The sequence below is a fragment of the Streptomyces sp. NBC_00370 genome (genome assembly GCF_036084755.1).
Lineage (GTDB): Bacteria > Actinomycetota > Actinomycetes > Streptomycetales > Streptomycetaceae > Streptomyces.
In genome coordinates this window covers 331,381-356,375 of the sequence record NZ_CP107968.1, presented here as the reverse complement: position 1 = coordinate 356,375, position 24,995 = coordinate 331,381, and the positions used below count along the sequence as shown (strand labels likewise).

General features: G+C 69.1%; 20 protein-coding genes. 15 read left to right on the top strand and 5 right to left on the bottom strand.

Features of this window, described 5'->3' with window-relative positions; translation table 11 throughout:
* Positions 1-2 precede the first annotated feature (2 nt).
* From OHS57_RS01585 to OHS57_RS01575, 3 genes are all read right to left on the bottom strand, one after another.
* Positions 3-1,550 carry a sugar ABC transporter ATP-binding protein gene (locus OHS57_RS01585; protein WP_328580681.1) on the bottom strand — a complete coding sequence of 516 codons (1,548 nt, stop codon included), beginning with the start codon at positions 1,548-1,550 and terminating at the stop codon, positions 3-5.
* Positions 1,550-2,731, bottom strand: coding sequence for a sugar ABC transporter substrate-binding protein (locus OHS57_RS01580; RefSeq protein WP_328580680.1), 1,182 nt, complete (start codon positions 2,729-2,731; stop codon positions 1,550-1,552). The genes OHS57_RS01585 and OHS57_RS01580 overlap by 1 nt, the downstream gene beginning before the upstream one ends.
* A 343-nt stretch (positions 2,732-3,074) precedes the next feature.
* Positions 3,075-3,749: a FadR/GntR family transcriptional regulator gene (locus OHS57_RS01575; RefSeq protein ID WP_328580679.1), complete on the bottom strand. Its 675-nt coding sequence runs from the start codon at positions 3,747-3,749 to the stop codon at positions 3,075-3,077.
* Between the two features lie 261 nt (positions 3,750-4,010).
* Here OHS57_RS01575 and OHS57_RS01570 point away from each other — a divergent pair, with 261 nt between their 5' ends.
* From OHS57_RS01570 to OHS57_RS01540, 7 genes are all read left to right on the top strand, one after another.
* Positions 4,011-4,841, top strand: a complete 831-nt coding sequence (locus tag OHS57_RS01570; protein WP_041999631.1) for a fumarylacetoacetate hydrolase family protein — start codon at positions 4,011-4,013, stop codon at positions 4,839-4,841.
* Between the two features lie 77 nt (positions 4,842-4,918).
* Positions 4,919-5,173, top strand: coding sequence for a cupin domain-containing protein (locus OHS57_RS01565; RefSeq protein ID WP_157874487.1), 255 nt, complete (start codon positions 4,919-4,921; stop codon positions 5,171-5,173).
* A complete protein-coding gene (locus OHS57_RS01560) occupies positions 5,170-6,357 on the top strand; it encodes a CaiB/BaiF CoA transferase family protein (RefSeq protein WP_328580678.1) in 1,188 nt (395 codons plus the stop codon). Before OHS57_RS01565 ends, OHS57_RS01560 begins: the two co-directional genes overlap by 4 nt.
* Positions 6,354-7,463, top strand: a complete 1,110-nt coding sequence (locus OHS57_RS01555; protein ID WP_328580677.1) for a quinone oxidoreductase family protein — start codon at positions 6,354-6,356, stop codon at positions 7,461-7,463. Before OHS57_RS01560 ends, OHS57_RS01555 begins: the two co-directional genes overlap by 4 nt.
* Positions 7,460-9,073: a bifunctional 3-(3-hydroxy-phenyl)propionate/3-hydroxycinnamic acid hydroxylase MhpA gene (gene mhpA, locus OHS57_RS01550; RefSeq protein WP_328580676.1), complete on the top strand. Its 1,614-nt coding sequence runs from the start codon at positions 7,460-7,462 to the stop codon at positions 9,071-9,073. Before OHS57_RS01555 ends, mhpA begins: the two co-directional genes overlap by 4 nt.
* The gene (locus tag OHS57_RS01545) at positions 9,070-10,203 is read left to right on the top strand and encodes a DUF3500 domain-containing protein (protein WP_328580675.1); all 1,134 of its coding nucleotides are present in this window, start codon (positions 9,070-9,072) and stop codon (positions 10,201-10,203) included. The genes mhpA and OHS57_RS01545 overlap by 4 nt, the downstream gene beginning before the upstream one ends.
* A gap of 5 nt (positions 10,204-10,208) precedes the next feature.
* The gene (locus OHS57_RS01540; protein ID WP_328580674.1) at positions 10,209-11,096 is read left to right on the top strand and encodes an SDR family oxidoreductase; all 888 of its coding nucleotides are present in this window, start codon (positions 10,209-10,211) and stop codon (positions 11,094-11,096) included.
* Between the two features lie 121 nt (positions 11,097-11,217).
* Here OHS57_RS01540 and OHS57_RS01535 read toward each other — a convergent pair whose 3' ends face one another.
* Entirely contained in the window at positions 11,218-12,960 is a 1,743-nt protein-coding gene (locus OHS57_RS01535) for a CocE/NonD family hydrolase (RefSeq protein WP_328580673.1), read from the bottom strand.
* Positions 12,961-13,078: 118 nt separating this feature from the next.
* On the opposite strand from OHS57_RS01535, the gene OHS57_RS01530 reads away from it, so the two are divergent.
* Positions 13,079-13,714 carry a TetR/AcrR family transcriptional regulator gene (locus tag OHS57_RS01530; RefSeq protein ID WP_041999645.1) on the top strand — a complete coding sequence of 212 codons (636 nt, stop codon included), beginning with the start codon at positions 13,079-13,081 and terminating at the stop codon, positions 13,712-13,714.
* 21 nt (positions 13,715-13,735) lie between these two features.
* On the opposite strand, the gene OHS57_RS01525 is transcribed toward OHS57_RS01530, so the two are convergent.
* Positions 13,736-14,386 (bottom strand): TetR/AcrR family transcriptional regulator, encoded by a 651-nt coding sequence (locus tag OHS57_RS01525; protein ID WP_328580672.1) that lies wholly within the window; start codon positions 14,384-14,386, stop codon positions 13,736-13,738.
* A gap of 74 nt (positions 14,387-14,460) precedes the next feature.
* Here OHS57_RS01525 and OHS57_RS01520 point away from each other — a divergent pair, with 74 nt between their 5' ends.
* The 7 genes from OHS57_RS01520 (at position 14,461) to OHS57_RS01490 (ending at position 24,898) form a co-directional block, all read left to right on the top strand.
* The gene (locus OHS57_RS01520; protein WP_041999652.1) at positions 14,461-15,156 is read left to right on the top strand and encodes a hypothetical protein; all 696 of its coding nucleotides are present in this window, start codon (positions 14,461-14,463) and stop codon (positions 15,154-15,156) included.
* A gap of 14 nt (positions 15,157-15,170) precedes the next feature.
* Complete coding sequence (locus OHS57_RS01515) at positions 15,171-16,208, top strand: hypothetical protein (RefSeq protein ID WP_328580671.1); 1,038 nt, start codon at positions 15,171-15,173, stop codon at positions 16,206-16,208.
* A gap of 142 nt (positions 16,209-16,350) precedes the next feature.
* Positions 16,351-16,902: a nuclear transport factor 2 family protein gene (locus OHS57_RS01510; RefSeq protein WP_328580670.1), complete on the top strand. Its 552-nt coding sequence runs from the start codon at positions 16,351-16,353 to the stop codon at positions 16,900-16,902.
* A 64-nt stretch (positions 16,903-16,966) separates the two neighbouring features.
* Positions 16,967-18,205: an acyl-CoA dehydrogenase family protein gene (locus tag OHS57_RS01505; protein WP_328580669.1), complete on the top strand. Its 1,239-nt coding sequence runs from the start codon at positions 16,967-16,969 to the stop codon at positions 18,203-18,205.
* Positions 18,206-18,317: 112 nt separating this feature from the next.
* Positions 18,318-19,160, top strand: coding sequence for a TetR/AcrR family transcriptional regulator (locus OHS57_RS01500; RefSeq protein WP_328580668.1), 843 nt, complete (start codon positions 18,318-18,320; stop codon positions 19,158-19,160).
* Between the two features lie 76 nt (positions 19,161-19,236).
* Complete coding sequence (locus tag OHS57_RS01495) at positions 19,237-21,513, top strand: CocE/NonD family hydrolase (RefSeq protein WP_328580667.1); 2,277 nt, start codon at positions 19,237-19,239, stop codon at positions 21,511-21,513.
* A 400-nt stretch (positions 21,514-21,913) separates the two neighbouring features.
* Positions 21,914-24,898: a discoidin domain-containing protein gene (locus tag OHS57_RS01490; RefSeq protein WP_328580666.1), complete on the top strand. Its 2,985-nt coding sequence runs from the start codon at positions 21,914-21,916 to the stop codon at positions 24,896-24,898.
* Positions 24,899-24,995: the final 97 nt, after the last annotated feature.

The window sequence follows — 24,995 nt, the reverse complement described above, 5'->3', positions numbered from 1 at the left end:
GCTCACTCCAGTCTGCCCGTGCCGCTGGGACTTCCGGCCGTCTGAAGTCCCAACTCGTCACGGACCAGCCGTTCTTCGCTCAGGGACTCTCGCGGAACCTCGCTGACCACCCGTCCCTCCTTGAGTACCAGGACGCGGTCGCACAACGACACGAGTTCCTTCGTGTCCGAGGAGCACAGCAGGATGGCGGTTCCGTTCCGCCGGGCGGCCAGGACCAACTCGTAGATCGCGGCTTTGGCGCCCACGTCGACGCCCTGGGTGGGCTCGTCGAGCAGGAGCACACGGGGACGGACGCGCAGCCACTTGGCGAGTACGACCTTCTGCTGGTTGCCACCGCTGAACAGTTTCAGCGGCTGCTCGGGATGGGCCGGGCGCAGCCCGACGGTGTGCATCCACGCGTGGGTCTGTGCCCGCTCGGTCCGCCTGTCCAGACGTCCGAAGGAGCGTCGCAGCGGTCGCATCAGCGGCAGTGTCAGGTTCTCCCGGACGTTCATTTCCATCACCACGCCGTGACGGCGGCGGTCGGCCGGTACGTACGCCATTCCGCTCTCGATCGCCGCCTGGGTGTCGTCGGGGATCAGCTCCCGCCCGCCGATCTCCACCTGGCCGCCGGATCGGTGCTGAGCTCCGAACAACATGGGTGCCAACTGCTCGCGTCCCGAACCCAGGATGCCGCCGACTCCGACGATCTCACCCGCCCGCAGGTTCAGGGAGAAGTCCGCGATCTCCGCGCCGCTGATGCCGGTCACGCTCAACACCGGCTCACCGGGCACGTCCCGGCGCGTCACAGCCGTCTCGGCGATCTCGCGGCCGGCGATGAGCGTGACGATCTTGTCGTGATCAAGTTCGCTGGTGGCCTGCTCGGCGACCACCCGTCCGTCGCGCAACACTACGACGCGGTCAGCCAGTTCGAGCACCTCGTCGAGGCGGTGGGAGATGAAGACGACCCCGGCCCCGGACGAGGCGACCCGCCGGATCGCCTCGAACAGCACCCGCACCTCATCGCCGTGCAACGCCGTCGTGGGCTCGTCGAGCAGCAGCACATTGTCCGGACGGGTCCAGCCGTCGAGTGCCCGGGCGATCGCGACGATCGCCCGCTGCGCCGGCGACAACCTGCCCACCGGGACCGTCACATCCAAGGCGGCGCCGAACCGGGCGATGAGCTGCTGGGCGCGACGTCGCTCGGCGATGCCACGGATGGGGGCGAAGGCCCGTCCGCGCGCGGACTTGCCAAGACCGAGGTTCTCCACCGTCGTCAGGATGTCGGCCAGTCCGAGGTCTTGGTGGATGAAGTGCAGACCCTCGCGGGCCGCAGGTCCCGCCACCGGTTCGCCGTCGGCGCCACGGACCTCGACGACCGTCCCGGGATCGGCCTGATGCACACCGGCCAGAATCTTGACCAGGGTCGACTTGCCCGAACCGTTGTGCCCCAGCACCGCGACGACTTCGCCAGAACGGACTTCCAGCGACACGTCGTCCAGGGCCTTCAGACCCGGGAACGTCTTCGACATGTGCTCGATCCGCAGCAGCGGCGTCGTGGTGTCGGTCATCAGGAGACCTGCCACAGCTTGGCGAACCGCTGGGCGTAGTCGGGGAACGCCGACCAGCCACGCGTCGGATCGAAGGTGATGTCCTTCCGCTCCAGGAACTGTTCGGGCACCTCACCGGCCTGCTCGCCCGCCGTCGGCCGAGCACCCTGGAGCAGACGTGCCGCCGCGTCGACAGCCGTCCACGTCGACACCGGGAAGTCGATGTTCAGCGCGGCCGTCAGCCCACCGTCCTTGATGTCCTGCAGGTTGCCGGCCGTGGGCCCGAAGCCCACGGTCGAGACCGAGAGACCGCCGGCCTTCATCGCCGCCGGCAGGCCTGCGGCTGCCGAGAGACTGACGAACACCGCTGTTTTCGTGTCCTGGTGGGCCTGCAGATCGGTCACGACGGTACGTGGTGCTGTGGTCCCGATGGTGGCCACGTCGATGGGGACGACGCGCACCGTGCACGACGGGCAGTTCTTCTTCATCTCGTCCTGGAACGCCTTCTGCATCGGGGCTGAGATGTCGAGGGCGGGCTCGCTGTAGAACACCGCTTCGGCCCCCGCGCCCTTCTTGGCGATCACCCAGTCGGCCAGCAGTTTTCCGTTGCGCCGGCTCAGCTCCTCGCCCAGGTAGTTGAAGGTGATGCCGTACGGCTCCACGTTCTTGGCGATCTGAAGGGAGACCAGCTTGACGCCGGCACCGGCGAGCTTCTTCAGGCCCCCGCCGAACAGAGCCGGGTCGATCGCGCCGAGGAGCACGGCGTCCGGCTTCAGCGCGTCGGCGCTCGACGCGGCGGCCTGTGCCGTCTGCGCCGTGGCACCTGCGTTCACCACGGTCAGCGTCCCGCCCAGGGCAGTGACCGCCTCCTTGATGAACGTGCCCACCGCGGCGCAGATGGGCGTCGAGCACTGCAGGTAGACGAACTTCTTGCCGGCCGGAAGCCGCTGCTTCAGCGCGTCGGCCACCGGGAAGCCGGTCGGTGGAACCGTGTAGTCCGCGAGCGCTGCTTTCGCCGCCGCGACGTTGGCCGGCTGCCCCGACTCCGGACCGGCCGAGCCTGACGAGGAACCGCAGGCCGCGACCGACAGAACGGCGAGCGCCGAGACGCAGGCGGCAGGTATCCGCCAGACGTCACGGCGGTTCGAGCGCCTCTTGCGGGCGGCGCTGCCGCGTCTCGGGTCACTGAACTTTGCGAGCATCTTTCACACTCCGGTTGGTCTGCGAAGGAAGGACGTGATGCTGCGAACGGGCTCGCTCCCGGACTGCCTCCGCCGCAATCTCCGCGACATGTTCCCGAGGTAAATGAGCCGAACCAATAGGCCGTACCCTGCATCGCGTCGAGGAGCGTGTCAAGGGTTTTGCGGCGGGGTGGCGCCCATGTTTCGGTGTGAGGTATCAGAGGTAATGGTTAGGTCTGATGACGAGATGCCGGTCGGCGTGGCGGCGTCGAAGGACGGCTCGGTGTCGCAGGGCAGGACGGCAGCCGTCGCCCGGGCGGGGCGGCGAAGTGCCTGCCTGACGGGCCCGGTGTGGCTGCCGAGCTCAGTTCGAGTGGCGGTGCGCTTCCGCGGCGTGTCGCGCGGCTTCGACGTCGCCGGCGACGATGGCGGTGACCAGGTCGGTGTGGACCTGCAGTCGCCGCACCATGTAGTCGTTGTCGCGGGGCTGGGGGTTCACCAGTGAGACCTGGTTGACGAACTCGTAGAGGCCGACGTAGGTGCCTCGCAGTACGGCGTTCGGGGAGATCGCCGCGATGCGGACATGCAGGTCCCAGTTGATCGAGACGAACTGGGACACGTCGTCGAGGTTCTTCTTCATCGCCGTGATCAGCGACTTGAGCTCGCGTCCGTCTTTGGCCGAGCGGTGTTGTGCCGCGTGTGCGGCGACAAGCGGTTCGAGCTGCTCGCGGACCTCGATGGCCCCGGCGACCGCCAGTGGCTCGCCGTGGACGGTGAGGAGCGTGCGGCCGAGCCGGACCACGGGATCGGTCGCCGCGACGAACAGCCCCCCGCCCGGACCGGGCCGAAGCGCGATCCGTCGCCGTTCCTGCAGCAGCCGGATCGCCTCGTTGATGGTGGCCCTCGCGACGCCGGTCTGCTCGCGCAGGTCGGCCCGGGTGCCGATGTGGTCGCCGGGACGCAGTCCACGTTTCTCGATCGAATCCTCGACGTAGAGGACGACGTCCTCGGCGCGGGTTCGGTGAGCAGGCAAGACCATGAATGAAGCCTAACGGATACTGCCGATGCCCGACCTGGGTTCGGGCCGATCCGCGGGGGCCCGGCTGTGACTCGGACCGTCGGACGCCTTGACGGAAGCGGCTGCGGATCTCATGATGGCCGGACCTAATGGTTAGGTCCATTTAACCCAGGGGCCGCTCGTCACCCGGAGTCCTGCCTGCTCCAGCGCGGTTGGAGACCCGGTTGGGCCGACTGCCGGCCGACGTTGACGAGAGCACGGCGAAGCTGGAAAGGCATGGCGATGAAACTTGTTGGGTACCGCACGGCGACGGGCGGCGCGATCGGCCGCCTGGACGGCGAGTCGAAGCTGGTGCCGCTCGGCGGCACGGAGCAGTTCTGGGCCGAGCCCGCGCAAGCCGTTCTGCGGTCACCGGGGAACGTGCTCGACCTCGACGGTCTGGCTCTGGTGCCACCGGTGCCGCCCGGCGCGCGCGTCCTGTGCGTCGGTCTGAACTACCCCGCCCACGTGGCCGAAGGAACGTTCAAGCGGCCGTCCCACCCCTCCGTCTTCGGCCGCTGGACGCGCTCGCTCACGGTCTCGGGCACGCCCGCGCCGGTCCCGCCCGGTGAGCAGGGCCTGGACTGGGAGGGGGAACTCGTGGCGGTCATCGGCCGGGAGTCGAAGAACGTATCGGCCGGCGACGCGCTGCAAGCCGTCTTCGGCTACGCCGTGTTCAACGACCTCACCGCCCGCGACGCCCAGCACCGTACGACTCAGTGGACCGTCGGCAAGAACGCCGACCGGAGCGGTCCGATGAGCGAGATCGTCACGGCGGACGAAGTGGGTGACCCCGCGGCCGGGCTGCGCATCGTCACCCGCGTCAACGGCGAGGTCGTGCAGGACGGCAACACCGCGGACATGATCTTCAGCGTCGGCGAGATCGTGGCCTACCTCAGCAGATCGATGACGCTGTACCCGGGTGACCTCGTCGTCACCGGCACTCCGAACGGCGTCGGATACGCCCGGCGACCACCCCGCTTCCTCCACCCCGGAGACGACGTGACGGTCGAGATCGAACGCGTCGGACACATTCGCACACCGATCATCGCGACACCGGAGGTAACGGCATGACCGCGCGGCTGCACCGCATCGAAGACGCCTCGGCGTTCCGTCCGGAGGGACACAGCGGTGTGTCCCCCCTCCGACTGATGGGAACCGCTGAGGACGAGTCCATCAGTGTGGTGCTGTCCACCTACGAACCTGGTGCCCAGGCCGAACGGTCACCGGTCCCCGTCGACACCGTCTACCTCGTCCTCACCGGGCAGTTGACGATCAGCCTCGACGACGAGCAGATCGAACTCACCCATCTCGACTCGCTGTTCCTCCCGGCCGGCTGCGTCCGTGCCGTCGACAACGGCACGGACGAACCGGCAAGCATGTTCGTGATTCGGCCCCACCGATGACCGCCCCGTTCGCACCGCTCGCCGGAATCCGGGTCATCGACCTGAGCCGGGCCCTCGCCGGACCCCATGCGGCCATGCTGCTCGGCGACCTCGGCGCCCACGTCATCAAGGTCGAGGCGCCGGACACCGGCGACGACACACGCGGGTGGGGACCCCCCTTCATGCAGCCCGACGCCGGCGACCGCGAGTCGACCTACTTCCTGAGCTGCAACCGCAACAAGGACTCCATCAGCCTCGACCTGAAATCCGAGCCGGACGCGGCCACCCTCGCCGAGCTCGTCCGCCGGGCCGACGTCCTGATCGAGAACTTCCGGCCGGGCGTCCTCGACCGGCTCGGCTTCACCGCCGACCGCCTCGCCGAACTCAATCCCCGGCTCGTGACCCTGTCCATCAGCGGCTTCGGCCACGACGGCCCCGAAGCCGGACGGGCCGGCTACGACCAGATCGCCCAGGGCGAGGCCGGACTGATGTCGCTCACCGGGCCCGACCCCGACCACCCGCAGCGGGTAGGCGTCCCGGTCGGCGATCTGACCGCCGGAATCTACGGCGCCTACGGCGTGCTGGCCGCACTTCGCGAACGGGACCGCACCGGCCGAGGACAGCTCGTACGCACCTCACTGCTCGCGGCGCTCGTCGGCATCCATGCCTTTCAGGGCACCGCCTGGACGGTCGCCGGTGAAGTGGGCCGGGCCCAGGGCAACCGGCACCCGTCCATCGCCCCTTACGGAGCGTTCCGCTGTGCCGACGGGCTGGTTCAGATCGCCTGTGGAAACGAGACGATGTGGCGACGGCTGTGCGCCCGATTCGGCCTCGACCCCGACGACCCCGACTACGCCACCAACACCAGCCGACTCCAGAACATCGACGCGCTCACCGAACACATCGAGCGTCGCTTCGCGGACCTCGACCGCGACACCGTGCTCGCCCAACTCACCGAGGCCGGCATCCCCGCCGGGCGCATCCGCACCATCGACGAGGTGTATCAGTGGGAGCAGACCCGCTCACAGCGACTCACCGTGGACGTCAAGCACGAGACGCTCGGCACCCTCACGCTCCCCGGTATGGCCCTGCGCACGTTCGACATGTCACCCGACGGTGAGCTGAGCGAGAGCACCCGACTCGAACACGAAGCGCCACCCCTGCTCGACGCCGACGGACCCGCGATTCGTGGCTGGCTGCGATGAACGACACACCGGCGAACCGCGTCCCGGCGGCGATCCTCGACGCCCCCGGCGCCGAACCTCGGCTGGGCTCGGTCGTGCTGCCGCGACGGACACCCCACAGCACCCTGGTGTCGGTGGTCGCTGCACCGCTGAACCCGCTGGACCTGGCCATCGCATCCGGGACGTTCCACTCGGCCCGGCACGCCGCGCCCTACGTCCCGGGCAGCGAGTGCGTAGGCGTCGTACTCGACTCCGACCGCCACCCGCCCGGCTCCCTGGTCTATGCCGAATGCCATGCCTCACCGGCCACGCCGGGCGCCTTCGCCGCGCAGGTGCTCGTCGCCGACGACGAACTGCTGCCGCTGCCCCACGGCCTCGACCCGGTGTCGGCTGCGGCCGTCGGCAACTCCGGCACAGCGGCGTTCATGCCACTGGTCGAGGACGCCGGCCTGCGCCCGGGGGAGACGGTGCTGGTACTGGGGGCCACCGGCGCCGTCGGGCAGCTCGCGGTCCAGGTGGCACACAGGAGCGGTGCGGGCCGGGTGATCGGCCTCGCCCGCGACCAGGTGGCGCTGGACCGCCTGCTCGCCCTCGGCGCCGACGCCGTCGTCGCACTACGCGCCGGCGAGGGACCCGATGAGCTGGGAGACCGGTTGCTGGCCGCGGCCGGCCCGGTGGACGTCGTCCTCGACGGCCTTTACGGAGTGCCGCTGGAGGCGGCGTTGCGGGTGTGCGCGCCACGGGCCCGGGTGGTGAACATCGGGAACCTGGCAGGGGCGACGGCGCGGGTGCCGGCCGGGCTGTTGCGCGGCAAGCAGCTCACGCTGTCCGGCTTCGCCGGCCTGCACACCCCGCTGCGCGACAAGGAGGCAGCGCTGACCTGGCTGTGGACCGCCCTCGGCGGCGGTGGGCTCCAGGTCGAGGTCCGCACCTTCCCCCTGGCGGAACTCCCGGCCGCGTGGCGCGCGCAGACGACCTCCCCGCACGTCAAATATGTAATGTTCACCGAAGACGGCCACCGTCCACACCCCACCCCGACACAGCCGGAGCACGCGACCGTGACCCGTACTCCCGCACCACCGGGCCCCGCGCGGGACGCCGACCGGCCGGCGGGAGCGAGCGCATGACGACCTTTCCGGAGCAGGACCCCGCCGGGGATGTTCGGACGGTGGTCGACTGTCTGGTGGTGGGGGGCGGGCCCGTCGGGCTGCTGACCGCTGTCTTCCTCGGTCAGGCCGGTCTGCGGGTGGCTGTGGTGGAGCGGTGGCCGCGGCGTTATCCGTCCCCGCGGGCGTGCACCATCGACCATGAGGCGCTCCGCATTCTCCAGTCCGCAGGGCTCATGGCCGAACACACCGACCTGTTCGAACCGTCCCAGGGCGAACGGGGCGGGTACGAGTTCCGCAACGGCGAGGGCGAACTCCTGCAGGCCATCGACTGGAACAGGCCCGCCGAATCGGGGTGGGCGAACACCAACGGCTTCTACCAGCCCGACCTTGAGGCGGCGCTCGAGGAACTGGCGGAGGCGACGCCCGGCGTGCGGATCCACCGTGGCTGGACCTTCCAGGCCCTGACCCAGGGCGACGGGGGAATGACCGCGCGACTCGCCCCCACCCAGCAGCCGACCGAGGCTCTGAGGGTGCGGTCGCGATGGCTCGTCGGCGCCGACGGGGCCAACAGCGCCGTCCGCTCCCAGCTTGGCATCGACGTCGGGGATTCGGGGTTCCAGGCCGACTGGCTGGTCGTTGACTACCAGCCGCTGGTCGAGGAGAAGTGGAGCGCCTTCGTCACCCAGTACTGCGACCCGGCGCAGCCGGCCACCGCGGTCAACAGCGGCCCGGGCCGCCGCCGCTTCGAGTTCATGCGCGGCGCGGACATGACCGTGGAGGAACTGGGTCAGGACAGCACAGCCTGGCGGCTCATGGCGCCCTGGGGCGTGACACCGGGGACCGCCCGGCTGGAACGGCACGCCGTCTACACCTTCCGGGGGCGGTGGGCGCACACCTGGCGCGAGGGGAACGCGTTCCTCGCGGGCGACTCGGCCCACCTGATGCCCCCCTTCCTCGGGCAGGGGCTCTGCTCGGGCCTGCGGGACGCCCGGGCGCTGACCTGGCGGCTGGGCATGGTGCACCGCGGGCTGGCGGCGCCCACGGTGCTCGACACGTACGGACCCGAACGTACCGGGCACGTCCGGGAGATCATCGACGAGGCGGTGGCCGCGGGCCGTGTGATCTGCGAACTCGACGTCGGCCGGGCGGCGGCCAGGGACGCTGAGATGAAGAAGCGATCGGGTGATCCGGAGGCCGCCACGCGAGAGCCCCCGCATCCGCGTCTGGGCGAGCCGTCGCTGACGCTCGCGAGTGGCGGGGGAGTGGAGGGGCGCCTGGCGCCGCAGGGCCAGGTCCGGGTCGCCGGCCGGACGGGCCTGTTCGACGACGTCGTCGGCGGTGGCTGGCAGCTGATCAGCCGCGTCGGCGATCCCACCGAGGTGCTGAGCGCCGAGGACGCGGCCTGGTTCCAGCGGATCGGTGGCGTCATCGCCGACGTGTCGGGCGCGGGCCCCGTCCAGGATCTCGACGGGGTTTACGAGCGCTGGTTCACGGAGCACGGCTGCGAGGCGGTTCTCGCCCGGCCGGACTTCTACGTGTTCGCGGCCGGCAGGCACAGCGACATCCCGCGCTTCGTCCCGCGCCTGCGTGGGGCACTCCAACCGGCTCCGGTGGAAGGAACACCATGACGTCAACACCGCACGTCCCCCCGGACGGTGGACTCCCGGAGGCGCACCGGCCGCGGCCGGGCGGCTCGTTCGACGCGACCGCGGTCACGTTCGCGGCGATGGGGCTCTACGACGGCCTGAGTGCCGATCAGCGGACCCGGGTACTGCTGCCTCACGACGACCCGGGCCGGACACACTGGAACTTCCTGCCCGAGTCAGGCCGGCACGGCCTCCCGCTCGGAGAGCTCGACCGCCACCAGGAAGCGCTGGCGCACCGGCTGATCGCCGAGTCCATGTCGATCCCCGCCTACGCACGGGTGATCCAGGTGATGACCAACGAGCACGTACTCCGTGAGCTCAACCTGCCCGTGTTCGGTCACATCGCGGCCACCTTCCGCGACGCGCGCGGCTACTACCTCACGTTCTTCGGCCAGCCGCAGCCGGACACCACCTGGGGCTGGCGGCTGGTCGGGCACCACCTGTCGGTCAACATCACCGTCGTCGACGGCGACCTCGTCAGCGCCACCCCGTTCCTGCTCGGTGCCGAACCCGCTCGCTTCGGTCCCTTCCGCATCCTCGGCGAGGAGGAGGACACGGCCTTCGCCCTGCTGGACAGCCTCACCGGCCCCCAGCAGAAGCAGACGGTCATCCACTCCAAGCCGCCGGCGGACTTCGTCACCCGCACCGTCGCGACCATCGGCGAGGTCGAGTACCCCGCCCACCATGGTGTCGGGCGGCGCGACGCGATGATCACCGACGACGACCGCAAGGCCCTCGCCTACTTCCGCGCCCATCCTCGCGGCATCCGCGCCGGCGACCTCTCCGCCGCCCAGCGCGCCCACTTCGACGCTCTGTTGGCCCACTTCGTCCAGCGTGCCCGCCCGGGACTGATCGGGTACGAGATGGACCGCATCGGTGCCGCCGGCGGCACCGACGAACTGCACTTCGCCTGGGCCGGCGGCACGGCCATCGACCAACCCCACTACTTCCGCGTCCAGGGCCCGGTGACCCTCGTCGAGTTCGACAACGCCGAGGACAACGCCAACCACGTCCACAGCGTCTGGCGCGACCCCTCCAACGACTTCGGCACCGACCTCCTGATCAAGCACCACCTTGAACACGACCACAGCGGCCCAGGAGTCGAACATTGATACTGGTGACTGCGGCAAACGGCAATCAGGGAAAGCTGCTGATCCCGCGACTCCTGGCGGCCGAAGTTGATTTCCGGGCCTGTGTCCGCTCCGAGGAATCGGCGCGAACCCTCCGCGCGACGGGAGTCACCGACATCGTCGTCGGAGACATGGCCCAACCGGACGTCCTGGCCCAGGCCATGCAAGGCGTTGAGAAGGTCTACTACGTAGGACCGGCCCTCCATCCCCGGGAACGGGACATGGGCTTCGCCTTCATCGACGCCGCCCGGGCGGCGGGCGTACGGCATTTCGTCCTCAGTTCGGCGCTGCACGCGATCATCACCGATCTCGTTCAACACGAGATCAAGCGCGAACTGGAGGAATGCCTCATCTCGTCGGGGATGGAGTTCACCATCCTCCAGCCTGCCAACTACATGCTGCGCCACCGGCTTACGCCTGCCTTCGAGAAAGGCGTCTTCGCACTCTCCTGGGCGCTCGACCGCTACCAGTCGATGGTGGACCTGGGCGACGTGGCAGAAGTGGCAGGCGACGTCCTCGTCGAAAGCGACCGGCATGCCGGCGCCACGTACGAACTGGTCGCGCCGGGGCGGTATACGGCCCACGATCTGGCGAGGGTGATCGCGGAGGTGACCGGTCGTGACATCGCGGCCGAGCGGATCGACTCCGAGACATTCCTCAAGGCGACCCTCGGAGCCGACAGCGCGACCCAGTTTCCTTATCAGGCGCGGCTGTTGAGAGCGATCAGTGAGCGCTACAGCAGCCATGACTTCATCGGTAACCCCAACGTACTGAGCTGGCTGCTCGGCCGACGCCCGACGACATTCGAGCAGTTCACCCAGAGGGAATTCGCCGCCTTCACCGCTTCCGCGCCCACGGGACCTCAAGGCGGCTGAGTCACTCGCACCTACCGCTGACCCCGGACCAGGTGGTGCCCCGGCCGCTGCGAAGCGGCCGGGGCACCACCCGTACACGGGCGAGGCCGTCCAGCACCCGGGGTGAGGGGCGTCGCTCAGGTCAGGGCGTCTTGACCGGAAGCTGGAGATACGACGCCTGATCGCCTCCGGTGTGGATGATGTGCTGTCCGCTGTTGGCAGGGGCGTACTCGCGGATTCCGGGCATCATCGTGCCGAGGAGCGAGCGGCCGCTGATGACGAGGCGAAGCTGCTCGCCCGGGTGGAAGGTGAGCCCGACCGGGAGCAGGTCGATCTCTACGTCGACGACCTCGCCGGGTGCCAGCTTCTCGATCCGGTCGAAGCTGTGGGCGGGGACGTCCTCGGTGGACAACGTTTTGTCCAGGTGGCGCATCGACACGCGCAGACGTCCGTCGGAACCCTTGTACCGCAGGATCGATGCGCCCCGCTCGGTGACGTCCTGGATCCGTGCCCCCTGGTTGAGCACGGTGAACTGCTGGAGCGGTGTGCCGTACGCGTCGAGTTTCTGGACGAGGAGGAACAGGTCCATGTCGTCGGAACCCTTCGCCTCGACCCACAGATGCGCCTTCGGGTAGCCGACCAGCACCGTCTCCTGGTCGAAGCGCGTCACGAACGAGACCGTGTCCGGGTTGAACCCGACGACATAGGCCGCTGCCGCGTCGGCGGTGGGCGCTGTCGTGCTCAAGGTCCGTGAGTGGCCGTCGAGGTAGTACTTCGCCGACGTGACGTCCGCCGGCGGGAACTGGTCTGCCGGGTTGTCCACCCGGTCGCCGCCCTGGAGGTCGAGGAGCGAGTAGCGCACGCGCGGCGTCTGCTCCCAGCCGTTGTCCTCACCCTTGAGGTAGCGGTCGAAGAACCGTTGCAGGTCCGCCCGGTTCGCCTCGTCGTAATAGTCGGGCCATTCCTGGCTGTTGTGGATGCGCAGCCACTTGTCCTCGGACGCGATCCGGCGCCAGGCGCGGAAGGTTCCCGCCGTGTGCAGGGTGTTGGAGTAGCTGGCGACGACGTACGCGGGCACGGTGACCTTCTCGAACTGCGGGATCTTGTTCTCCCACAGGCCGTTGATCAGCGGGTGGCGCTCGGCCTCCGCGAGGATGTCCTCCTTCCGGCCGTTGCCGAAGAAGCTGTTGTCCTGGAGCTGCCCGGCGAACCCGGTGTCGGGCATGCCGCCACGCGTCACCAGGTCGCGGTAGACGTCGCTGACGCCTTCCCACGGGTTGATCGCCGCGAGGTGCGGCGGCTGTTCGGCGGCGGTGAACCACTGGGAGACCGCGAGATAGGACGTTCCGCTCATCCCCACCTTGCCGGTGCACCAGTGCTGGACGCCCAGCCACTCGACGAGGTCGTAGCAGTCGCGCCCTTCCTGGCGGTCCCACAGGACGCTGTCACCCTCGGAGTTGCCCACGCCACGGATGTCCGGGTTGCAGATCGCGTAGCCCTGCGCGCACCAGTAGGCCGGGTCGGGGCCCTCGAACTTCTCCAGTCCGGAGACGGTGCCGTTGTCGAGCCCGACCATGCCGAAGATGCCGAGGACGCTGGCGGATGTTCCCTGGCCCTTTCCGTACGGGCTCCAGGCCACAATGACCGGCACCTTTTCCGTCCCCGTGGGGCGGAAGACGTCGACAAGGATCGTGACGCCGTCGCGCAGGGTGACCGGCACGTCCTTCTCGAAGACGATGTCGACCGGCAGGGGCCGGAACGGTGGCGCGATCCTGAATCCCGCCTCCAATGTCCTTGTCCCGGGCTCGAATCCGCTCAAGATCCCGTACCGGTCACCCGGCTCCAGCGGCTGAGACGGTGTGAACACCTTCTGGTCGTCGCTCATGGTGAGCTCCTCGCATCTCTGCGCCCGCGGTCGGCCGCCGGCAACGTGGCGAGCGTACGTCCGCGAATCCAAGAACTCAACAGCCGTTGATATTTTTACGGGGAGGTAGTTTTGGGGCATGACCGCGCCTACGAGTCCCGCCAACACCGCGCCCCGCGGCCGCCGGCCGGGGGAGAACACGACCCGGCAGGCGATCCTCGCCGCAGCCCGCGCCCGCTTCGCGGCTGACGGCTTCACCGCGACCACGATCCGGCGGGTCGCAGCCGACGCCGGGGTGGACGCGTCGCTGGTGATGCAGTTCTTCCGGTCGAAGAACGAGCTGTTCGCCGCCGTCATGTCGGTTCCGGCGGATGCGTTGACGCGCTTCAGCGCCGCGTTCGAGGGGGCGGACGACGGTCTCGGTGAACGCGTCGTCCGAGCGTTCCTCGACGTGTGGGAGGAGGACGCGCGGAGCTCGGAGCCGCTCATGGCGATGCTCCGCGGTGCCATCGTCAACGATCAGGCGAACGAGCAGTTGCGCGCGTTCCTCCAGGAGCGGCTGCTGGTCGGCGCTCTGGCGGCGCGTGCTGTCGACGACGACGCGATGCTCCGGGTGGGCGTCGTGTCGTCGATGCTCGTCGGGCTCGTGGTGGGGCGGGGCATCGTCGGTGTCCCCACGCTCACCGGAGTGGAGCGCGAGAGGCTGATCGCGCTCGTCGGGCCCGCCCTCCAGAGCGTGCTGGTCCCCACGCCGAAGGCCGACGACGGCACGTAGGAGCGCGGCAGTGTGGGCTGTTCAGCTCTGCGTGGTACCACGGCGGTCGGGAGTGCGGAGGTAGGCGATCGCCATGTCGCTGAGTTCGTCCGCGTACTGACGTTGGGCTGCTTCGCCGGTGGCGGGGTCGGGGCGTACGGAGTTGTGGAAGCAGGCGCCGAGGATGGCGCGGGCTACGGTGTCCAGCGCTGTCTGCGGGGTGGAGCGCCGGATCTGGCCGGTGTAGGGGGCCGCCGCTTCGAGCAGCAGGCGGTGGATTTCGGTGATGGTGTGCGCCCCGCGGTCGAGGGCGCCGGTCACCCGCGCGCGCAGCAGTTCGGGGAAGAGGTTGCTGCTGTCGGCGAAGGACTGCAGCAGGGCATGCGCGTAGGCGTCCATGACGCCGGAGAGTGAGGGCTCGGCCGCGCGCAGCTGCTCGGCCATGTACTGCTCGCGTTGTTCCAGCATCCGCTCCGTCAGGGCGGTGATCAGCTGCTCTTTCCCCTCGAAGCGGCGGTAGATCGTGCCGACCGAGACGCCGGCGCGCTCGGCGACACCGGTGATCGTCATCTCCTCCAGACCGGACGAGGAGGCGATGTCCTCGGCCGCGCGCAGAACGCGAGCCAGCGTCGCCGCGCTGCGCGCCTGCCGGGGCTCCCGGTAGCGCGCCGGCTGGTCCGGCTCCTTTGACAACGGGTGCCTTCCTCTGGGTACTCTCAGAACATGAATGCGAATTCGCATTCACATATTACTCCGGAGGTTCGACCATGCCCGACAGCCAGACCCCGTCGTCCGTGTCCGTGACTCTCACCTCAGGACCCGCCGGCCCCGGGAGCATCGACGATTTCGAGCTGTTCTACGCCCGCCGAGCCCTGGACCGCTTCAGGACCCGGCTGGGCCGCGAGGGCCTGCTCGACCTTCTCGCAGCCGACATCGAGGAGGGCAACGCCTTCCTGCGCGAGTGCGCGCGCACTTCCAAGGACCGCTTCAAGGCGGGCACGACCGTGCTCGCCGTGCAGGGCCTCACCTCGGCCGCGTTCCTGGCCTGGATGGACGAGGCCTTCGCCGGCGACGAGCACGCACTGCTCGTCGCACACCCCGAGCACTACGTGATGGGCACCGACGACATCGGCGCACGCGTGGTGGAGAACATCGGCCCGTACGTCTGCTCGTTCTACATGGGCGGCTGGGGGACGGCCGCGCTGGCCTGGGCCGAGGACGCGGACGAGCTCCTCCCGGAGTCGGAATTCCCGCGCAAGATGTCCTCGAACCTCTTCCTGGCCGATGGCACGGTCGTCGGCCGGGCCCTCATCCAGTTCGGCGACACCGCCGACGGATTCACCGCCAACCTGACCGTCTACTTCCCCGTCACGAGCCCCGACGACGTCCTCGAACACCACCTGCGCCACTACGCCGTCGAGTTCAGGAACTGGATCGTCGCCGCAGCGGCCGTCCGTAGCTGAGGTGAGGGTTCGCCGTGTCCGACTACTCCGCTCCACCCCGTGCGGGCCGCAAACTGACCCTGGTCGTCCTCGGCCTGGCGGCCCTCATCACCACCATGCTGTGCGCTTTCGCACTGCCCTCGCTGCACAGCGGACCGCACCACGTACCCATAGGTGCTACCGGGCCCCGGCCGGCAGTCGAGGCCCTCCACAAGAACATCGACGGCCCGCGGTGGGACGTCCGTCGCTACGCGACCACCGATGCCGTCGAGTCGGCCACCAAAGAGGGCGACATCGCGGGCGGTCTGGCGATCACCGCGCAGGGCGTCGATGTCTACACCGCCACCGCCGGCGGCCCTTCCGTCACCAGCGCGCTCACCGGGTTGGGTGACAGCGTCGCAGCACAGAACACGACACAGGCCACAGTCCACGAACTGGTGCCGTTCACCGAGGACGACCCACGCGGCGCGGGGATGACCGCGGCACTGATGCCCATGATCTTCGGCGGGATCTTTCCCGCGTTGATCCTGGGCAGCGTCTTCCCCGGCCATCGCGGGCTGCGGACACGTCTGACGGGAGCCGTGCTGTTCTCCGTCGCGGCGGGCGCGGCCGTCGTCGCCGTCCTCCAGTTCGGTACGCACTCGATCGACGGCGACTACGGGCTCACCGCGCTCGGGGTCATCCTCGGCATGACGGCCATGTCCACGACCCTCCTCGGCCTCCAAGCTCTCCTCGGCGTCGCCGGCTTCGCCCTCGGTGGTGCCGTCATGATGCTGCTGGGCAACCCGCTTTCGGGTCTGGCCACCGGTCCGCACTGGCTCCCCGACGGATGGGCGACCCTCGGTCAGCTGCTTCCGCCGGGCGCATCGGGCAGCCTTCTGCGTGTCAACGCCTTCTTCGGCGGGGTGGGTGACGGCCTCCCCGCCCTGGTCCTGACCGTCTGGGTCGTCGTCGGGGTCGCCCTCGTGCTGATCGCCGACCGGCGCGGAAGGCGTACTGCGCCGTCCCGCTCCGCACCGGCCTTCGACTCGGGGGGCGTCGAGACCTCACGGCGCGAACCCGTCACCCCCTGAAAGCTGACGCACACCTCTCGACTGGAACGTGAGTACACAGTAGGTTTACCCGAGTGTCATGCACCGGCGGGGCGTGGGGCGACTGCCGCGCCCGACGAAGCGCGGTAATGACGCGTTGCCATATCGACAAGGAGATACGCCGATGAATGTCGAAGAACTGAGCGCACGTGCGGAGATCCACGACGTGCTGCTGCGCTACTGCCGCGGTCTCGACCGGGTCGACATGAGCCTGGTCAGGGGCGGCTTCCACGGCGACGCCTGGGTCCAGTTCCCCGAGAGCCTGCATATCGGTTCCGTGGATGGATTCGTCGACTTCCTGTCCGGCGAGATGCCGCGGTTCGTCCGCACCATGCATCTCCTCGGCAACAGCCTGGTCGAGTTCGACGGGCCCGACGTCGCCCATGTCGAGACGTACCTGAACGCCTATCACCAGGGCTCGGAGAAGCACCAGTGGAAGGGCGCCTACGTCAAACTCTGGGGACGCTACCTCGACCGGTTCGAGCGGCGGGACGGTGTCTGGCTGATCGCGCGCCGCAGGCTTCTCGTCGACTGGATGTACCAGTACCCCTCCGACGGATGGTTCGACGACCACCCGGACGCCTCCGTGGGCATGCGGGACGGAACCGACCCCAGCCTGCGCCCGGTTGCCGGCTTTCACGGCACGCCGACGGCGGAGAAGGACTGGCCCAGCTGATCCGGTGCGCGCGGATGCCATGACGGCCGCGGCGAAGTGTGAACGTGACGACGACCAGGAGGCGATGAGGTATATGTCAAAGGGCATCAAGGCGGACATCGGCCAGTCGAAGGCGCAGGAGATCATCGACCGCGTCGTGGAGTTGCGGCCGTGGCTGCGCGAGCACCAGGCAGCGGCCGAGCGGCAGCGGCGCATCCCGCAGGAGACCATCGAGCGTCTCGACGCGGCCGGTGTGTTCGGCCTGACGACACCGAAGCGGTACGGGGGAGCGGATTTCACGACCCGGGAGGTGCACGACATCTTCCGTGCACTCGGCTCCGGATGCGGGGCGACCGGCTGGATGGTGTGGGCGGCCGCGGGCGGGAACCTGTGGAGCTGTGCCTTCGACGACGACGTCGTCGCCCCGGTGTACGAGTCGCCGTGGGTCGGCAATCGCACCTTCGCTGTGGGCGGGACCAGCCGGCGCACGTCGGGGACCGCACGGCAGGTCGACGGCGGTTGGATGATCAAGGGCGCATGGCCCTTCGCGACGGGGAGTGCTCACGCGTCCCACGGCTATCTCGCCGTCTTCTACGACGAGGTGGACGACGCGAAGGTCGGGATGGTGCTCGTCCCGAAGGATTCGCTTGCGGCCAGGGACGACTGGGACGCGATGGGGATGGCGGCCACGGGCAGCCAGACCGTGGCGACGGACGGCGAACTGTTCGTCCCCGACGGGTACTTCAGCACTCCGAAGCGGCTCACCGAGCGGCTCGCCGGGCTTACCGAGCGGGGCCTCGGACCACGTCGCGGAGGCCTCGCCCGCTCGCTCGTCACCGGAGCGGGTGTCGCGCTCGGCATGGCCGACCACGCCATGGAGGTGTTCCTGGGGGCGATCGGGAAGCGTGGCATCCCGTACTCGCCGTACGCGAAACAGGCCGACGCGCCGATCACGCACCTGACCGTCGGTCGCGCCCACACCCAGATCCGGGCGGCGGCAGCGGTGGCCGACGCCGCGGTGGCTCAGCTCGACCGGCTGGAGGCAGCGGAGGCGGACCCCGCCGAGCCTGACACCCTCCAGCTCCACACCGACGTGGCGTACATCTGGGACGCGTGCGGCTCTGCCGTCGAGACGCTCTTCCGTGCGTCCGGGGCGTCTGCGATCACCAAACGGCAGCCGCTTCAGCTGATCGCGCGCAACTGCCGTGCGGGCAGCCTGCACGCGGCGCACGGCATCGACACCTGGATGGAGAACGTCGGGCGGGAGCTGTGCGGATCGGAGGCGCCGCCGGCGTCCATGAGCGTGCTCGAACGCCGTTCATAACAAGCCGAGCGAGAACGCCGACGCGCCACGTGCGAGGAGGAATCCGATGACCCGACTTCGCCCGCCGGGACCACGCAGGTCTGGTACGCGACTGCATAGTAGATTTATCAACATGTCACGTACTGATAAGTCGGCGGACGAGCAGATCGTCCCCCAGGACATCGTCGGAGCAACCCTGCGGGCCGCGGAAGCGCGTGGCGTCTCCGTGGCCGAGGTGACGCTCCGGGACATCGCCCAGGAGGCCGGGATCTCCCGCAGCACACTGGTACGCCGGATCGGCGGCAGTCGGCACGCCCTGGACGAGGCGCTGCGCGCGGCCGGCGTCGAACCCGGGGGACGCAAGCCGGTCCGAGAGCGGGCGATCGAGGTCACAGGCACCCTGATCAGTACGCAGGGACTCGGCACGGTCACGTTCGAACGTGTGGCGGCTGCCGCCGAGTGCTCCGTACCCAGCCTCTACGCGACCTTCGGAGGACGTGACGAACTGCTGCGGTTGGTGTTCGAGCGCTACAGCCCCACCGTCGACGTCGAGGCGCTTCTTGCCACGTCGCGCGGTGACCTGGAGGACACCGTCCGGCGCCTCACGCGGCTCATGGTCGACACGCTGGAACGTGAACCGCGTGTCTTGCCCGCCCTGTTGGCGGAGGTCTTCGCCCGCCCCGGCGACGCCAACGTCCTGATGGTCTTCCAGACACTCACTCCGCGCCTCCTGGCAGGCCTCGGAGCGTGGCTCGCCGAAGAAGCCGCCGCCGGCCGGGTCCGGGATCTCCCGCCCATGCTGCTCACCCAGATGATGACCGGCCCGATCTTCCACCATTTCTTGTTGCGCCCCGTCACCAGCCAGGTCGCCGCGGCAGACCTGCCCAGCAAAGAAGAAACGATCGAGACGTTCGCCCAGGCCTTTCTCCGTGCCGTGGCCCTGCCCCCGCCGGGCGACGAGGCCAGGCAGGAATAGCACGACGGCCAACAAGGTGACGGCGATCCACGCCGTCGCCCGGCCGCAACAGCACTTCACATCAGGAGGTTCCAGCATGCTCCGCACCGGAGTTCTCGCGGGTCCCATCAGCGGTATCAAGTACGAAACACCGAGCTGCTCCGGCCTGACGAACGAGCGTGGCGAATTCCGGTACCGCGACGGGGAGCGCATGGCCTTCCTCCTCGGCGAAAACGCGATCGGAACCGTCAAGTGCGCCCCTCAGGTGAACTTGACGCAGATAGTCAGCCGCGTCGACGGGAGCCCGCACAAACTGAAGGACCCCGGTCTCACCAACATCGCCCGCCTGGTCTTCACCCTCGACCGCGAAGGAGTGCTCGACCACGGCACCCGGATAGCCCCCGAGGTCCACGACATCATCGGCGCACGCCCGTTGGACTTCCGGCATGACATCGCCTTCGCGGGCCGGGAGGACGATGAGATCCTGGCCTTCACCCAGGATCCCGTCATGGTCTCGCTGCTCGCCGACCTCGACGGCGCCGGCGTCTTCGAGGACCGCACACCGCGGCAGTTGTGTTCCCCCGCCGCCGCCCGCAACGAGCTGCGCCGCAACGCGATGGGCATCCGCCGCTTCCGCGACGTCAAGATCCCTCTCAGCAACGGCTCGCACCTCTACGCCGACGTGTTCCGCCCCGCGGAGGACGGCGCGTACCCGGTGATCATGGGCTGCGGTGTGTACGGCAAGGCGTTCAACCACCACTCCATCTGCGGTGACGCCGAACTGGAGGAGCACGAGCAGATGGAGGACGAGTACTTCCACGGGAACGCCGACGGGCTCCCCTGGGAGAACCACGAGACCGTCAACACCGCTACCTGGGTGCCGAACGGCTACACCGTCGTCCGGGTCGACGGACCCGGCAGCGGCAAGAGCCCTGGCACGCTGGCGCCTTGGGGCATCTCCACCGCCGAGGCGTACAAGGACGCCATCGAGTGGGCGGGCGAACAGCCGTGGTCCAACGGCAACGTCGGGCTGTGGGGCATGTCCTACCTCGCTGTCACCCAGCACGCCGTGGCGAGCCTGCGCCCCGCCCACCTCAAGGCGATGGTCGCCATCGGCACCGACATCGACCTGTACGAACAGGTCGCCTACAACGGCGGCATCCTCAACGAAGAGTTCTTCCCACACTGGTACCGCAACGGCCTGGTGCCGGCCGTGTGCGGCGAACTGGACGCCGTCGACTTCCTCAAGGCCATGCGGGACAACCCGTTCAAGGACTCCGACCCGGACGCCATCTTCGGGCCGCGCGCCGAGGTCTTCATGAGCCCGGACATGAGCGACGTCACGGTGCCCCTCTGGGCCGTCGCCGCGACCACCCATGTGAGCCACCTCCACCAACTCGGCAGCAGCGAGACCTACGTGCACACCCCGACGCCGCACAAGAAGCTCGACTTCTGGGAGGACTGGCTGGTCAAGTCCTATGCGGAGGACTCCGTCGCCGACCACATGGCCTTCTTCGACCACTGGCTGAAGGGCATCGACAACGGCATCATGGACAGGCCGCCGGTACGGCTTGAGATACGCACCGGCAACGGCGCCTCCTACATCCAGGAGGAGGACGAATGGCCGATCGCGCGGACGCGGTACACCAAGTGGTTCTTCGACGCCGCCCCGTCCGCCTGGAGCGGCGACGGTGTGCGCGACGACTTCCTGCGCCTCTCGCCGACGCGGCCCGGCGAGGAGGCCCGCGTGAGCTACTCCGCCGAAGTCCAGCTCGCCGACGCGGCGCTCGGCCCCGAAAGCCTGCGCGGCGACACCGGGTCGGCGGCCACCGACCCGCGGACCACCGGCGTCTCCTTCATCAGCGACCCGGTGACCGAGGACCATGTCCTCGCGGGATACGGCAAAGTCGAACTCTGGGTCTCCGCCGACAGCCAGGACATGGACATCTACGTCTCCCTCCGCGTCGTCGACGAGAAGAACAGGGAAGTCGACTACTCCGGCCCCACGACGATGGGGCTCAAGGCCGCGCATTACCCGGTGGCGAAGGGCTGGTTGAAGGCGTCGCACCGCAAGCTCGACCCCGCACGCAGCACCGGATACGCGCCGAAGCACACCCACCTCAAAGCCGATCACGCCCCGCTGAACGACGGGGAGGTCGTCCCGGTGGAGATCGAACTCATCCCGCACACCGCTGTCGTGCGTAAGGGCCACCGCGTCCGCATCGACATCCAGCCCTACGACGGCCAGGGCCACGGCACGCACCACGCGTACGACCCGAGCTACCACACCGGCGCGACCAACAGCGTCCACACCGGCCCGGCACACGTCGGGTACGTACAACTGCCGCTCGTCCCTCGCCGGGTCCAGGGCTGATACGACATCGGCCGGTCGGCCGCTCTCCTGCTTTTCAGGCCCCCGACGTTGCCGGTCCTTGTCCAGCGCCGTCCGAGCAGCCGGACTACTGGGCCATGGACTCCTCCTCGACGAGGAATCCTGGGACCCCCGTTCCCGGCGCGCCGACCACGTCCGCCCCGCCCGAACCTGCACGTCATCGGCGCGTCTTCAAGCGTTGACACGGCGGAAACGCGCTCCTTACAGTGCATCCTGCCAAGTGCCCTGATGCGAAGGCGAGTCCGTGATACCTCGGAGAACGAGAATCCGCCGCACCTCCGTCGCCGTCGCCTTGGCGAGCCTGCTGCTGTCGACCGTGACAGCCGGCGTTCTCGATCCGCCGTCAGCAGCAGCGGCTACGGGAAAGACGGATGCGAGCTGGGTGCTCAGCACGACCGATCCGTCCACCGACTACGCCTCGGCGCCCCTGGGCAACGGGTACTTGTCGACCCGGGTGCCCGCGGAGGGCGCCGGCTTCTCGGCCACGCCGTTGCTGACCGAATCGCAGCTCGCGGGCTTCTACGGGCAGGGGCCGGGGATCTCCCCGCAGCGCGTGAACATTCCGGCCTGGTCCACGCTGGGGATCTCCGAAGGCAGCGCGATCTACGGCAACGTCGCATCGGGCAGCTGCAGTTTCGGCGTCGTCTGCGAGGCGGAGTCCGGAAAGCTGTCCGGTGGGGCGTTCGTCGACACGAGCCACAAGAACTTCGGGGGGACGGGGTTCGTCGCCGGCTACGGCCCCCTCGGGAAGCCGGCCGTCGGTGCCGCCTCCACCGTCACCGTGGCCGACGTCCCGGCGGGCACCGCGCGCCTCACGGTCCGCTACGCCGCGGGCTCCGGTAAGGCCCAGACGCTGACCGCACAGGTGAACGGAGCGGGCCCGGTCCAGCTCCAGTTGCCCGGTACCAGTTCCTGGGACACCTGGGCGACGGCCACGCTCGACGTCCCCGTCACTTCCGGTGCGAACACCGCGGCCGTCACCTGCGCCGCCGGCGACAGCTGCCTGGCCAACGTGGACGAGATCTCACTGTCCCCGCAGGACACACCACCGGCCGCTACGGCGCCGACGGGGACGACCTCGGACTACCGGCAGTCCCTTGATCTCCGGGCCGGCATCATCACCACCTCGCTGAAGTGGACTTCGCCGGCGGGGCGGGCGACCCGGCTGACCTATCGGGTACTGGTCGACCAAGCCGACGCCCATCTCGGCGTCACCCAGGTCGACATCACCCCGGTGAACTGGAGCGGACCCCTGTCGGTGATCGACATGTTCGACGGGCGGGCCGACACCCTCCCGGCCAACCACCGGCTGGCCAAGTCCGTCAACCTGACGCAGGTCTCGGCCGGACACGTCGACGGGAGGTCGGCGACGATGAGCGAGAGCCTCACCACGCAGCAGATCGGCATGCGGGCCGGGCTCTCGTCCGTACTGCGCGTCGACGGCGACCGCGTGGCGACCAAGCCGTACACCGACGTGCCCGCCGACTCGCTCGCCCAGAGCGCCGATCTCCACGTCAGAGCCGGAAAGACCTACCAGGCGACGAAGTTCGTCGGCGTCGCGTCCTCCAACGACACCGCACAGGGCTCGGCGCCCCTGGTGACGAACGGACCCGCCGACCCGCAGGCCGCGGCTCGGAACTACGCGGCACACGCCGCCCAACGAGGATGGCGGCAGGTGGAGAACGACCACACGCGTGCGTGGGCACGCCTGTGGCAGTCCGACATCACCGTTCCCGGAGACCCGTCCCTGACACAGCAGTTGCGCGCCAGCGCGTTCTACCTGCTCTCCGCGGTCCGCGACGGCGTCACCTGGGGTTCCTCTCCCGGCGGACTGACCTCCGCCGACTACAACGGACATGTCTTCTGGGACGCGGACACCTGGATGAACCCCGCGCTCCTGGCCGGCCATCCGGACCTGGCCAAGAACCTGCTCGACTACCGCGAAGCGCTCCTGCCCGCGGCCGTCGCGAACGCCGCTTCGCACGGTTTCCAAGGCGCGCAGTACCCCTGGGAGAGCGCGGACACCGGAGCCGACGTGGGCATCCACCCGCGCGAGATCCACATCGACTCCGATGTCGCGCTGGCACAGTGGCAGTACTACGAAGCCACCGGAGACCTGAAGTGGCTGCGCACCAAGGGCTGGCCGGTGATCAAGTCGGTCGCGCAGTTCTGGGCGAGCAGGGCCACGCCCGACGGTCAGGGCGGCTACGACCTCAACGGGGTGCAGTCCCCGGACGAGAACCACGACAACGTCAACAACAGCGCGTACACCAACGCCGGTGCGATCAGCAGCCTGAACACCGCCGTCACGGCCGCGAAACTCGTCGGCGAACAGCCCGATCCCCGGTGGGCGCAGGTCGCCGGCGGGCTGAGCGTGCCCGTCGACCCGGCCACCGGGGTGCACCAGGAGTTCGACGGGTACCGCGGCGACACGATCAACCAGGCCGACACCGTCATGCTGCAGTACCCGTTGGCCTATCCGATGACCGACGAGCAGGCGCAGGCCGACCTCGACTACTACACGCCCCGCACCGACATCAACGGCCCGTCCATGACGGACTCGATCAACCTGATCGACAGCGCCGCGCTCGGGACCCCCGGCTGCGTCACCGAGACGTTCCTCAAGCGCGGCCTCGATCCCTTCATCGCCGCGCCGTTCGACCAGTTCGCCGAGACGCGCGCCGGCGGGGCGTTCACCTTCACCACCGGGATCGGCGGGGTGCTGCAGGCCTTCCAGTACGGCTTCACCGGCCTCCGGTTCCAAACCGACGCGGTCACCGTCGACCCGATGCTCCCGCCGCACATCCCGGGTGTCGACATCACCGGCCTCCAGTGGCACGGCAGCACCTTCGACATCTCCGTCCGTCATGACACGACGCGGGTGACGATGCGCGGCGGCCGGTCCCTGACGGTGTCGGCCGCCGGCCGGCTGACCACGCTGCACGGACACCAGAGCATGACGATCCCCACCCGGCGCCCCGACCTGACGCCGACCCGGGATGTCGCACGCTGCACGGCCGTCAGCACGTCCACGGCCGACCTCAGCTTCCCCGCGGTCGCCGCCGTCGACGGCAGCCCCAGCACCTGGTGGAAGGCGACCGGCCCAGGCTCCACCCTCACCGTCGACCTGGGCAAGGCCAAGACCCTGTGCCGGACGGTCGTCCAGTCCCACGGAGCGACGACCGCCTACCGGATCGATGTATCACGCGACGGCAAGACCTGGACACCGTTCGGCACGCCGGTCGCGGCAGCCGCAGCGTCCAACACCACGGTCACCGCCTCACCTGTCTCCGCGCGCTACGTCCGATACACCGCGGCGGGCACAGCGACCGCCCAAGTGGTGAGCATCGAGGCGTACGCCGACTAGCGGCCCCGGAGGCGCACGTCTGAACGGCGTTGGGGGCCTGCCGCAGGCGGAGTTGGGCGTTCGGCTGACTCCGGACCGCGAGGTGCTGCGCGGCTGC